This window comes from Clostridium sp. JS66, assembly GCF_033561535.1.
Taxonomy (GTDB): Bacteria; Bacillota; Clostridia; order Clostridiales; family Clostridiaceae; genus Clostridium_AM; species Clostridium_AM carboxidivorans.
The window spans coordinates 1262314-1274372 of the sequence record NZ_CP131467.1 but is presented as its reverse complement, the minus strand read 5'-3'; the positions used below and the strand labels follow the sequence as shown (position 1 = coordinate 1274372).

General features: G+C 28.4%; 13 protein-coding genes and 1 riboswitch. Of the genes, 4 read left to right on the top strand and 9 right to left on the bottom strand.

Annotation, left to right across the window (positions count from 1 at the left end):
* Positions 1-70: 70 nt before the first annotated feature.
* Positions 71-430 (bottom strand): hypothetical protein, encoded by a 360-nt coding sequence (locus Q6H37_RS06075; RefSeq protein ID WP_318740030.1) that lies wholly within the window; start codon positions 428-430, stop codon positions 71-73.
* 253 nt (positions 431-683) lie between these two features.
* On the opposite strand from Q6H37_RS06075, the gene Q6H37_RS06070 reads away from it, so the two are divergent.
* From Q6H37_RS06070 to Q6H37_RS06060, 3 genes are all read left to right on the top strand, one after another.
* Positions 684-1106 carry a MarR family winged helix-turn-helix transcriptional regulator gene (locus Q6H37_RS06070; protein WP_318740028.1) on the top strand — a complete coding sequence of 141 codons (423 nt, stop codon included), beginning with the start codon at positions 684-686 and terminating at the stop codon, positions 1104-1106.
* 138 nt (positions 1107-1244) lie between these two features.
* On the top strand, positions 1245-2093 hold the full coding sequence (locus Q6H37_RS06065) for an alpha/beta hydrolase (RefSeq protein ID WP_318740026.1): 849 nt from the start codon (positions 1245-1247) through the stop codon (positions 2091-2093).
* 401 nt (positions 2094-2494) lie between these two features.
* Positions 2495-3148 carry a YidC/Oxa1 family membrane protein insertase gene (locus Q6H37_RS06060; protein WP_318740024.1) on the top strand — a complete coding sequence of 218 codons (654 nt, stop codon included), beginning with the start codon at positions 2495-2497 and terminating at the stop codon, positions 3146-3148.
* Between the two features lie 107 nt (positions 3149-3255).
* On the opposite strand, the gene hutG is transcribed toward Q6H37_RS06060, so the two are convergent.
* From hutG to Q6H37_RS06030, 6 genes are all read right to left on the bottom strand, one after another.
* The gene (hutG, locus tag Q6H37_RS06055; RefSeq protein WP_318740022.1) at positions 3256-4272 is read right to left on the bottom strand and encodes a formimidoylglutamase; all 1017 of its coding nucleotides are present in this window, start codon (positions 4270-4272) and stop codon (positions 3256-3258) included.
* Positions 4265-5731 (bottom strand): PLP-dependent aminotransferase family protein, encoded by a 1467-nt coding sequence (locus Q6H37_RS06050; RefSeq protein ID WP_318740020.1) that lies wholly within the window; start codon positions 5729-5731, stop codon positions 4265-4267. The genes hutG and Q6H37_RS06050 overlap by 8 nt, the downstream gene beginning before the upstream one ends.
* A gap of 93 nt (positions 5732-5824) precedes the next feature.
* Positions 5825-6646 carry a MetQ/NlpA family ABC transporter substrate-binding protein gene (locus tag Q6H37_RS06045; protein WP_318740018.1) on the bottom strand — a complete coding sequence of 274 codons (822 nt, stop codon included), beginning with the start codon at positions 6644-6646 and terminating at the stop codon, positions 5825-5827.
* 50 nt (positions 6647-6696) lie between these two features.
* Positions 6697-7338 (bottom strand): methionine ABC transporter permease, encoded by a 642-nt coding sequence (locus Q6H37_RS06040; protein ID WP_318742924.1) that lies wholly within the window; start codon positions 7336-7338, stop codon positions 6697-6699.
* Entirely contained in the window at positions 7331-8299 is a 969-nt protein-coding gene (locus Q6H37_RS06035) for a methionine ABC transporter ATP-binding protein (RefSeq protein WP_318740016.1), read from the bottom strand. The genes Q6H37_RS06040 and Q6H37_RS06035 overlap by 8 nt, the downstream gene beginning before the upstream one ends.
* 158 nt (positions 8300-8457) lie before the next feature.
* Positions 8458-8567: riboswitch (SAM riboswitch) on the bottom strand.
* Between the two features lie 91 nt (positions 8568-8658).
* Positions 8659-9291 carry a TrkA C-terminal domain-containing protein gene (locus tag Q6H37_RS06030; RefSeq protein ID WP_318740014.1) on the bottom strand — a complete coding sequence of 211 codons (633 nt, stop codon included), beginning with the start codon at positions 9289-9291 and terminating at the stop codon, positions 8659-8661.
* Between the two features lie 500 nt (positions 9292-9791).
* Here Q6H37_RS06030 and dapB point away from each other — a divergent pair, with 500 nt between their 5' ends.
* On the top strand, positions 9792-10607 hold the full coding sequence (gene dapB, locus Q6H37_RS06025; protein WP_318740012.1) for a 4-hydroxy-tetrahydrodipicolinate reductase: 816 nt from the start codon (positions 9792-9794) through the stop codon (positions 10605-10607).
* A gap of 216 nt (positions 10608-10823) precedes the next feature.
* Here the strand turns inward: dapB and hpdA are convergent, their stop codons facing one another.
* Both hpdA and hpdC read right to left on the bottom strand, forming a co-directional pair.
* Positions 10824-11762, bottom strand: a complete 939-nt coding sequence (gene hpdA / locus Q6H37_RS06020) for a 4-hydroxyphenylacetate decarboxylase activase (RefSeq protein ID WP_318740010.1) — start codon at positions 11760-11762, stop codon at positions 10824-10826.
* A gap of 9 nt (positions 11763-11771) precedes the next feature.
* Entirely contained in the window at positions 11772-12032 is a 261-nt protein-coding gene (hpdC, locus tag Q6H37_RS06015) for a 4-hydroxyphenylacetate decarboxylase small subunit (RefSeq protein WP_318740008.1), read from the bottom strand.
* Positions 12033-12059 lie beyond the last annotated feature (27 nt).

The window sequence follows — 12059 nt, the reverse complement described above, 5'->3', positions numbered from 1 at the left end:
AACTAAATAGTATTAATATTTTTTTCAATTAGGTGTTGATAATAAAAAAGACTTCTTCTTCACAATATTATTAATTACATATATCACAATAAGGGCACTTCCAAAATGTATCTTCTGATTTATCTGGATGAATTTTATTGTCAAGTTTCTGATTTTCACCAAACTCATGATAATCTCTACATTCTTCTTGAAACGCTGCTTTAGGTGAGTCAGCATAGCTATATTTAAATTTTTTATACTTCTCTCCAACATGTTGTTTAAGCCTTCCATTCAAATCAGAGTCAGCTCTTCCAACATATTCAACTATAAAATGATTATTCGCTTTATTAATATGTCCTAAAGCATAATTTCCAGGTGAGGTTTTTGTTACTTGGTTGTCTATTGTTTCTGTATTTAAATCAAAAGAACCTCTCATTTCTAATGATGCCATAATATCATCTCCTTTTATATTAAACTTCTACAAAAGTATAATAATCCCCTCTAATTTTCATTCGTATTGTTTTACTAAAAAAGGTACCCATTTTAACATTCATTAATAATCGCTAATATTCAAACTACCACTACTGTACCTTGTATCACATACTACTTAAACTTTTAAGTAAAGTTTTAGCAAATATAGATATTGTTTATGTATATATAAACAATTATTTGACAATAGTTTTATATAAAACTATAATTAAAACATGCAATCAACAGATATAATATCATTAATTTCAAAAATAAGAGATAGTGCAAATAAATTTATTACAAATGAGATGGATAGCTGGGGAGTAAAAGGACTTGTACCGTCTCATGGAGATATTCTTTTTGCACTGTTAAAAAGTGAAAAATTAACAATGAAAGAACTTTCAGAGAAGATTCAAAAAGACAAATCAACAGTAACTGTACTTGTAAATAAGTTGATACAACAAGGATATGTAGAAAAGACAAGGGATATTGATGATAATCGTGTAGTGTTCGTAACTTTAACTGAAAAAGGTAAAGGATTAAAAACTATGTTTGATTCAATCTCAAAAGACTTATTATCTACAGTATACAAAGACATTTCAGAAAATGAAAAGGAGGATTTGATTAATACATTAATAAAAATAAAAAATAATTTTTAATTTTTTTAATCAAATAGTTTGATATAAAACTATTTGATATAAAACCATTTGGTATTATATAAAGTTATTTTATTACAACATCTAGAAGTATAAACATTCTGGATTTAATAAAATCAAAATAGATGAAGGAGAAGTAACATGGAAAAAGTAAAAATTTATAGGAATATGGCCAAATTGAAGAACATTGATATGTTCTATTTAGATACTAAAACTGAAGGTACAACTATTCTTTGTCTTCATGGAAGATACGGAAGAGCAGAAACCTGGTATGATTTCATAAATCATTATGGAAAACAATATAGAATTATTGCACCAGACCAAAGAGGACATGGATTAAGTAGTAAATCTATAATTTCAGAGGAATATACACCTGAAAAAATGGCTGAAGACATCATTCAACTAATAAATTTTTTAAAAATAGATTCAGTTATTTTAGTAGGTCATTCAATGGGTGGACGAGTGGCCGGTTATTTAACAGCATTATATCCTAAGTTTGTAAAAGCATTATCCCTGCTTGATATTTCTTCATCTAAACCTGAAGAATCTAACCAATTATGCTTAGATAAAAGTGAGCTTATTGATCCTTTTACAAAAGACTGGCCTCTACCATTTGCTACACTAAATGAAGCAATGAACTTTATTAAGCAAGCTGCTAGTTCAAATTTGGAGTACCAGTATTTTATGAATAGTTTAGTAGAATCTATAGAAGGATATGAAATGATGTTCAATTCTCAAGCTGTAGCTGCCATTATTGCTCATTATGAAGATTGGTTTCATCTATTACCAAATATAAATTGTCCAGTATTGTTAATTAGATCTAAAAGTCATGAAGCAATACCAGATAATGATTTTATAAAAATGCAATCTTTAATTTCAAACTGCCTTGTACATGAAATGTCCCATCCTGATCACAATGTTCATTTAGGAAACAAAGAAGAATTTTATAAGTATTTTGATGAGTTTTTAAATAAAATATCAATTAACTAAAACTATATGTCACATAGTACTTAAACTTCTTAGTAAAATTTTAACAAATATGCTTGCTTTATTAAAATTTCAATGATATAATTCAAATAGTTAATAATACTACTTAAGGAGATAGTAGCAATGAGATTAAATGTTTTAAACTTAATGCAAATTGTATTTTTGTTTATTTGTATTTCAAGTATATTCTCATATATAATATACTCTTATAAAAAATACACAAAGCATATTTATATAGATATTTGTGCAGCTATTAATACAAAAGCTGTTAAATACATTAAAAAACTACATATAGAAGATTATTCAGTTTTTGAAAAATATAATATTTGGAGATTTTGTGTGCATTTTAAAAATATTGTTTCACTAAAACTTATCTTTTAATCAATAAACAAGGAGAGATTTTAATGAACATTATTTTTAACCTTTTCAACCAAATATTAAGTAGTATTTTCAATTTCACTGGAGATTGGGGTATTTCCATAATTTTTTTAACTATATTAGTAAGGATAATACTTGTTCCATTTTCCATAAAACAAAAATCTGAAATGTATAATCAGCAGAGAATCTCACAAAAGATTCAGGATATAAAAAGTAAGTATAAGAATAATGAAAAAAGAATTAAAGAAGAAACTGTTAAATATGAACAGCAGCTTGCTAAAAGTACTTTAGGATGTCTAGTTACCTTTATACAGCTGCCAATACTTTTCACTTTGTATAATGTAGTGATGAAAATGCCAGTGCAAGTTGGCACAATTATTCTACCTTGGGTTTCAAGTATTAAACTATGTGATAGTTACTACATTGTTCCAATTATATATGGTTTAATTTCTATATGCCCACAGCTTATTACTAATTTGGATTATTTCAAAGTGTTAAAGGAAGTTAAACTTTCTAAAACAAGTTTAATTATAACCAGTATATTCAGTATACTAATAACTATAAAAGCTCCAATAGCACTCGGACTATACTTCATAACTACAAGTCTATTTACTTTATTTGAAGAAATAGGCTATAGACTTTATATAAAAAAATTTAGTGTAGTTTCAAGTAACTCTTAGTTTTTTCTATACTTTACTTATAAGAATAGCTTTAGCACAATATATTGAAGTTTTAATATATTGTGCTATTTTTATTTTGAACTATAAAATTAAATATAACTTTTGTATTAATAATATGATAAATTATTGATCTTAGCTAAAGCTGTAACTACTGAAAATATTATAACTGCTGCTAAATTTGCAGTATTATTATCTTGATCAAATCTTGGGGATACTTCAGCTATATCAAAGCTTATTACTTTATTTGATTTTAAAATATGTTTAATGAACTTTAACACTATTTCAGGATCTAATCCTAATGACTGTGATGCACTTACTCCTGGAGCAAAAGCAGAAGAAAATACATCTGAACATACAGTTATATAAATGTGTTCTTGATCCTTCATAAAATTATCCAACTTATCTAATTGATCAAATATATTGTTTCCTGAAATATCCTTTGCCAAAACATAGTCTACGTTAAGCTTATCTGCAGTTTTAAACAACTCTACAGTATTACTGTGCTTTTGAATTCCAATACAAAAGTAATTATATTTTAACTCCTTTTCCTTACAAATATCTGATATTTGCCTAAACATAGTTCCTGAAGTTCCTCCATTTTCATAAGGTCTAATATCAAAATGAGCGTCAAAATTTATAATTCCTATATTAGGTTTATTCTCACTTTTTAATAAGCTGTTTAATATTCCATTATAATGTCCAAAGGCAACCTCGTGCCCTCCACCTAAAACTATAGGAAAAAGATTTAAGGATAATATTTTTGACACTGCTTCCGAAAGCAAATTTTGACTTTCCTCTAAACTTATACCATCACAAAATACATCTCCTGCATCGAAAAGTTCAACATCCTTTGCAAAAGCACAAGGCAACCCACTTAATTCTTTTCTAATACTTTTAGGTCCATTAACAGCTCCAACTCTGCCTTTATTTCGTTTAATTCCTTCATCACAACAAAAACCAATAAAAGCAAAACCTAACTTTCCAGTAAAAGGAGTCAAATCCTCTTTCCTTAAATCAATACTTTTAACCCATTGATGCCATCTAAATGCATCAAAATTAGTTTCACTATCAATTCTTCCTTCCCAATCTGTTTCCTCTTTAATTCTATAATTTTCACTAAACATTTTCTTCTCCCCCAATTTCTTTCATTAAGTTTTCAACTTCACTGCCAATTATTTTAAATCCTATTTTTATTTCCTCTTTTGTTACTCTGGAAAATCCTAATCTAAATGTATCAAAGCCTTTACTATCTGTATAAAAAATATCCCCTGGTGTAAATATGATACCCTTATTACAACATCTATCTAATAATTTTCTAGCGTTAATTCCATCAATTTTTATGAATATATGCAATCCTCCTTCTCCCATAACCTGACCTGTAGAAATATACTTTTTGGCACATTCAATTGCAAATTCATATTTTTCTCTATAGACTTTTCTAGCTTTTTTTATATACTTTTCAAAATTTCCACCCTGTAAGTAATCGTAGAACACAGCTTGATCCAAAAATGAGGTATGAATATTTCTACTTCTTTTCACACTTTCTAAATATCCGATAATATTTTCATCACCTAAAATCCATCCAACTCTTATACCCGGAAAAAGTACTTTTGAAAAGCTTCCTATATATATTACACTATTTCCTTCTCCACACAATGCTGCTATTGGAGCAACATGTGCTCCTGTATATCTAAGTTCTTCATTAAATCCATCTTCTATTATTGGAATATTGTACTTTTTCAATAATTTATAAAGCTTAACTCTTTTTTCTGGTGACATTACAATCCCTGTAGGATTATGATAGGATGGAATAAAATAAGAAAGTGCGAATTTATCCTTTTCAAGTTTTTTCTCTAGTTTTTTTATACTTATCCCATCAATATCCATATCCACGCCTTCAATAGTTAATCCATGAAGCTTCATTATTTTTATTGCTGTATTGTGTGTAGGATTTTCGCAAAGTACTTTATCATTTGTCTTTGTAAGAGATGATAATATTATATCAAAACCTTCAGTAAAACCATTGGTTATTAATATATCCTTGCCTTTTATATTAACTCCTTTATTTTTCATATATTTAAGAAGATAATTAATCAATGGTCTATAACCTTGAGCATACCCATAATTTAATATTTTTTCACCTTCTATAGACATACGATTTAAAAAAGCTTTTTTAAATTCTTCCACATCAAAAAGATTTTCATCTGGTGCTATGCTTTTAAAGGATATCATTCCTTTTTTCCACTTAGCCTCATGTTTTACAATATCAAGGCTTTCAGAAGCTCTTGCATAATCATTTATCAAGGTGTTCCAATTTACATTCCACTTTTCCTGCATTTCTACATGAATTTCACATACAAATGCACCTTTTCCTTTTTTAATAGATATAAATCCCTCATCCTCCAAAAACTCATAAGCATATATAATAGTATTTCTACTTACTTTCATAATAGATGACATTTCTCTTGTAGAAGGCAGCTTTTCTCCACTTTGGAGCATGCCTCCAAGTATCATTTCCTTAATATAATCCTTAATTTGTATATATACAGGTACTTCTTTATTAAACTTTATATCTGAAAACATAGTTTCACCTCTAAAATATATTCTTACATAAATTTAAAGATAAATAAAGAGGCTAACACACTAATTAGTGCATCAGCCCCCTAAACCTAAATATTAAAATGATGGAATTATACTTCCTTTATATTTTTCTTCTATGAACTTTTTGATTTCTGGTGAATTAAGTGCTTTAGATAAAGCTTTTATAGAATCTTTATCCTTATCCTTAGTTCTTACTGCAAGTACATTAGCATATGGTGAATCCTTTGGTTCTATAGCAATAGCATCCTTTGTAGGATTTAAATTTGCTTGAAGAGCATAATTTGCATTTATAACAGCTGCATCTACATCACCTAAAACTCTTGGAAGTTGAGGTGCATCTAATTCTTTTATTTTGATATTTTTCTTATTTTCAGTTATATCTGCTTTTGAAATAAGTTCACCATCTTTTACTTTAATAAGTCCTGCATTTTGAAGTACTTTTAAAGCTCTAGATCCATTTGTTGGATCATTAGGTATAGCAATTTCTGCACCATCTTTTATATCAGCTATCTTTTTAACCTTATTTGAATATACTCCCATTGGTTCAAGATGAACTTTTACAGTATAAGATAACTCAGTATGTTTTTCTTTATTAAACTGTTCTAAGTAAGGTACGTGTTGATAAAAATTTGCATCTAACTGTCCTTCATTTAAAGAAGTATTTGGTGTTACATAGTCTGTAAATTCAACAATTTGAAGATCATAACCTTCTTTTTGTAGTATTGGTTTTACTTGTTTTAATATTTCCGCATGTGGTACTGGTGTAGCACCTACTTTTATTACTTTTTTATCCTTGCTTGTGCTGCTTGAAGCATCTCCACTTTTAGCACCACAGCCTGCTAATGATAAAACAACAAGTGATGATAGTATTAAAGATATTATTTTTTTCTTTTTCATTTTTATTACCCCCGCTTAATTATATTTTTATTTTGTTATTTAAAATAATGTTATTTACTTAATTTTCTATAAATAAATGTACCTAAACTTTGAAAAACCTGAACAAGTACTATTAAGATTACAACAGTGTAAATCATTATATCTGTTTTAAATCTATAGTATCCATAGTTAATAGCTACATTTCCGAGGCCCCCTCCGCCAATAGCTCCTGCCATAGCAGAATAACCAACTACACTAATAACTGTTAAAGTTATTCCTAATATTATAGAAGGAAATGCTTCCTTTAGTATTACTTTATATATTATTTGCCAGTTGCTTGATCCAAAGGATTTCGCTGCTTCTATTACACCATTGTCTACTTCCTTCATAGAAGATTCTATTACTCTAGCTGCAAACGGTGCTGCTGCTATTGTCAAAGGAACTATAGCTGCATTTGTTCCTATACTTGTCCCAACTATTAATTTTGTCAGTGGAAATATAGAAATCATCAATATTAAAAATGGGAAGGAACGTAAAGTATTTATTATAAAATCCAATGTCTTATACACAACTTTATTAGGTTTCAATCCACTTTCATCTGTTAATACAAGTATAATTGCTGGTATAAATCCTATAGCCACTGCTAAAAAAGTAGATATTAAAACCATTTGTACTGTTTCCAATAATGCTGGAAGTAATATTTCATTAATCATCATTTTCAATCACCTCCCAAATTATAGACTTTGAATCCAAGAATTTGCATATATTTTCTTTGTATTGTTCATTTGTATTTATAACAAGTGATCCCAAAACATTGTCTCTGAACTTTTCAAGCTTTCCCCATACTATAGAAAAATCTATATCAAGTTCTCTAGCTATTGAAGTTATAATACACTGCTGACTGTACTCTTTGGGAAAAAATATTTTTATATTCACTCCACTTTCAGGAAGTACTTCATTTTCACCTAATAGCTTCTGTAAATCCTTATCTGGTTTTAAGAACAACTCTTCTACAGTACCTTCACCTTTTATTTCTCCCTTTTCCATAAGTGCAACCCTATTACATATTTCTTTAACTACTTCCATTTGATGTGTAACTAAAACCACTGTAATATTTAATTCTTCATTTATTTTCTTTATAAGTTCTAATATGGATTTTGTAGTATTCGGATCTAATGCTGATGTAGCTTCATCACATAATAATATTTCTGGATCTAAAGCTAATGCTCTTGCTATACCAACCCTTTGTTTTTGTCCACCACTTAAATCTTTAGGCATACTATGAATTTTATCTTCAAGTCCTACTAACTTAACTAAATTGGTTACTTTTTTTTCTATATAAGCTTTATCAAAATTCCATACTTCTAAGGGAAGTGCTATATTATCAAATACATTTTTTCTATTTAGCAGGTTAAAATTCTGAAATATCATACCCAACCTTTTTCTCATAGTCTTTACTTCTTTTTCACTTAATTCTTTTAATTCATTCCCCATAATAGTTACGCTTCCACTATCATAAGTTTCCAAAGCATTCAAACACCTTAAAAGTGTAGACTTTCCAGCTCCACTATGTCCTACAATACCTACAATGTCGCCTTTTTTTACATGTAAATTTATATCTTTAAGCACTTGGTTGCCAGAAAAACTTTTATTTACATCTACTAATTTAATCATTGGCCCTTTCCTTTCTTCTAGAAATTTATTACTTTAATTCGTTATAACTGTGATTAGTTAAATCATAGTAGTTACAAAAACTATATGTCTTGTATAACCTTCTTAAGACAAAAATTAAAGCCCGAGGAAAAACCTCGAGCTATTACTCTTAATTTAACCTCTCATCTCTCAGCTTACGCCGCAGGAGTTAGCACCAATATACCATTAAAAAAATGATACTGGTTGCTGGGTTTCATCGGGCCAGTCCCTCCACCACTCTTGATAAGTGCGAAATTTATATTCAATTTATGTTTTAAATTATAACAACACAAATATAGATTGTCAACTTCTATTTTTAAATTTTATTGTATTATTCTCAATTATTTATTATCTTCATAAATAAATTTCTTAATTTTTCCATAAACATCTTCTTCACCTATTACCAACAAAGTATCTCCTTCTTGGAATGCAGCATTAGGTCCTGGTGAAAGTATTAAATTGCTTTTTCTTCTTATTCCTACTATAGTAGCACCTGTATTTTGCCAAAACTTACTTTCGGATATAGTGTTTCCTATAATACTAAGTCCTTTATATATTTTAAACTCAAAAGGCATGAAGGGATTAGTATTAATAAATCTATTAGAATAATCTATAAGTTCATCAATTTTTCCTTCAATTTTTTCCTCTAACAATTTTTTTTGATTTATTAAATCTAATATTTCTTTCCTAGATAAATTTATAGAATCTATATCTTTAAATTTATCTATAAACTTTACACAATTATCCACTGATTTAATAATAATTCCACTACCTCTTATTACTTCCACTATATCCATGTCATTTAAAAGAATAATTGCTCTTCTAATAGTTTCAGGCGAAACATTGTAATAACTTGAAAGAGATGATCTTCCATGAAGTTTGTCTCCTACAGAAAAATCACCAGATAATATTCTGTTCGCTATATCAATTGCTATTTTTTGATAAACTGGTTTTTTTATGTATTCCGATGACATTTTAAATTATACTTTAAAATATATTATATCTTAAAGTAAATCCTCCTCCCAATAATATTCTATTAAAAAAATATTAATATTCACTAATTTGATACACTAATAATCCAATTTCATTTAAAACGATAAAAATTCACCACTAAATTGAAATTAAAACATTTTTACATATACATAATCAGTGTAATTCCATAAAATATAATACCATAATAATAATTTTTAAAAAAGCTTTATACTACTAATTTAAGCTTTTTTCACATTTTAGTTTTTTTCAATCTATAATAATTAAAAACTTTATTTTAGCATTAATTTACACAAAATCATAAATATTCAGTATTTTAAACAATATAGAGATAATTAACTATTAATGACAAGTAACAACTTGTATGATATAATAAAGTTGTTACTTTTAAAAAATATGTAAATCAATACTTAGAAATGATTTTTACTCAATATTTTCATATCTAAAAGTTTTGATGTCATGGTAAGAAAAAGGAGGAAATAATATGATTAAAGTAGGTCTAATAGGTTTAGGCAAAACAGGACAACATATCGCAAATGGAATTTTAGGACAAAATAATATGCAAATTGTAGCTGCAGTTTGCAGTCCAAAAAGCACAAAAAAAGGAATGGACTTAGGAAAGTTACTTGAAAATAGTAATACAAACATAAAAATAAGTACTTCTAATGAACTAGAAAGCATAATTTTTAAAACTAAGCCTGACGTGTTCATAGATTTTTCAACTCCTGCAGCAACTTTGAAAAATGCTGTTACATTATCAAAAATGAAAATAAATATGGTCATTGGTACTACTGGTTTTACTGAAGAGAACATCAATACTCTTCAACATATATCCTATAAATTTAAGAACGGTATAGTTTATGCACCTAATATTACTCTAGGTGTAAATGTAATGATGTTACTAAGTAATATTGCAGCAACTATACTAAACAGTTATGATTTTCAAATTATAGAAATGCATCATAAAAACAAAAAAGATTCACCTTCAGGTACAGCATTAAAATTATCAAATGAGATTAAACATGGACTTCAAGCTGCAGGAGTAAATAATAAGGTTATTCCTATTGATGCTATACGCGCTGGCAACATAGTAGGAAAACATAAGTTACTTATAGTTGGAGAATACGACCAAATAGAAATAAGCCATGAATCCTTTTCCAGAAAAGCTTTTTCCTTGGGAGCTATTAATGCAGTAAATTATATATATAAAAAATCTGGATACTATGAAATGAAAGATATACTAGATCTAAAAAAAATACTATGTGAGTATATTGATTCCTTAAATATAGTTTCATACTAATATAAAATTGTAATTTTCACCAAATTCATTCCTTTTACCATGTTTTTAGGCAAATCTAAGCCTGGAAACCATGGTAATACTTACATATCCTTATATAATTTATTTTATCTTACTTTAGATAAGTTTGTTAGGTACAAAATATTTTCAATATAGGTATTAAGATAATTTGAGCTGGAGAAAGACTTACCTCATCTCCAGCTCTATTAAAATATAAGATTAAAAGGGCGTGTTATCACCTATATAGCAAGCTATATTATTATCTAAATATAACTGCTGAAGATGTTCCATTTTTTCATTTGTCACATCTCCATATTTACTATATTCGTATTCTTTCCCCAATTGATTCCACTTTGTTTCTCCTAATCTGTGGAATTTCAAAATGTTGATCTCATATAGAGAATTTTTATTCATATATTCAATTAGCTTGTATGCATTTTCATCACTGTCATTATATCCTGCTATAGTGGGTTGTCTTAAAACAAGTCTTCCATTCCAGTTGGACTTTTTAAGTGCTTCAATATTTGAAAGTATTAAATCATTATAAACTCCAGTTCCTTGCTTATGCTTTTCTCTATCCATATTTTTCACATCAATAAATGCAAAATCAATGTGCTTTAATACTTCTAAAAAAACTTCCTGTTTTGCATATCCACTGGTTTCAATTGCTTTATGAATCTGGCTATCATAACATTTTTTAAGTACTTCCACCAAAAATTCATGATGCATTAGAGGATCTCCTCCTGTAAAGGTTACTCCTCCATCAGGACCCCAATTATTGAAATCACGTTTTAAAATTGTCATAAGTTCATCTACTGTATATTCCTTAACACACTGCTTCAAAGCATTATTGGGACAGATATTAACACAATCAAAAGTTTCACATTTTTCACAAGTATCCCAGGAGATTCCCAACCTGCCATTCTCATTAAATTTAATTGAACTATACGAACATACATTTATACATGCACGGCAGCCACTTTTCCATTTGCATACATTTTCTGCAACCATAATATGTTTTTTCTTAATCCAACTTTCTGGATTGGCACACCATTTACACTGAAGTGGACACCCTGTAAAAAATACACTGGTTCTACAACCTGGCCCATCATGTACAGAAAAACTTTGTATATCAAATATTAAACCTTTTTCCTTCATATCATTACCCTATTCTGCTTTATATCCTGGACATGTAGAAGCACCACAAGTAGCATATGCCCAGTTTTCTTTTTCCAAGCCTTTGCATGTTCCCAATCCATATTTATCTGGATTACAAAAGCTTTTGCAGTTTCCGCATTTTTCAGCCACCTTAAAATTAGGGCAAGCCTCACTTCCTTCACCATCAATAGGAACCATTCCTTTTGTTAATGCACAAAGACCTTTTTCACAATCTAAATTTATATAATTTTTACAATCATAGTGGCGCATTGCTATTACCTCCATTCATTTTTTAGT

Coding starts and splice junctions, on each gene's coding strand:
- Q6H37_RS06075 (WP_318740030.1), bottom strand. CDS start 430: ATGGCATCATTAGAAATGAGAGGTTCTTTTGATTTAAATACAGAAACA.
- Q6H37_RS06070 (WP_318740028.1), top strand. CDS start 684: ATGCAATCAACAGATATAATATCATTAATTTCAAAAATAAGAGATAGT.
- Q6H37_RS06065 (WP_318740026.1), top strand. CDS start 1,245: ATGGAAAAAGTAAAAATTTATAGGAATATGGCCAAATTGAAGAACATT.
- Q6H37_RS06060 (WP_318740024.1), top strand. CDS start 2,495: ATGAACATTATTTTTAACCTTTTCAACCAAATATTAAGTAGTATTTTC.
- hutG (WP_318740022.1), bottom strand. CDS start 4,272: ATGTTTAGTGAAAATTATAGAATTAAAGAGGAAACAGATTGGGAAGGA.
- Q6H37_RS06050 (WP_318740020.1), bottom strand. CDS start 5,731: ATGTTTTCAGATATAAAGTTTAATAAAGAAGTACCTGTATATATACAA.
- Q6H37_RS06045 (WP_318740018.1), bottom strand. CDS start 6,646: ATGAAAAAGAAAAAAATAATATCTTTAATACTATCATCACTTGTTGTT.
- Q6H37_RS06040 (WP_318742924.1), bottom strand. CDS start 7,338: ATGATTAATGAAATATTACTTCCAGCATTATTGGAAACAGTACAAATG.
- Q6H37_RS06035 (WP_318740016.1), bottom strand. CDS start 8,299: ATGATTAAATTAGTAGATGTAAATAAAAGTTTTTCTGGCAACCAAGTG.
- Q6H37_RS06030 (WP_318740014.1), bottom strand. CDS start 9,291: ATGTCATCGGAATACATAAAAAAACCAGTTTATCAAAAAATAGCAATT.
- dapB (WP_318740012.1), top strand. CDS start 9,792: ATGATTAAAGTAGGTCTAATAGGTTTAGGCAAAACAGGACAACATATC.
- hpdA (WP_318740010.1), bottom strand. CDS start 11,762: ATGAAGGAAAAAGGTTTAATATTTGATATACAAAGTTTTTCTGTACAT.
- hpdC (WP_318740008.1), bottom strand. CDS start 12,032: ATGCGCCACTATGATTGTAAAAATTATATAAATTTAGATTGTGAAAAA.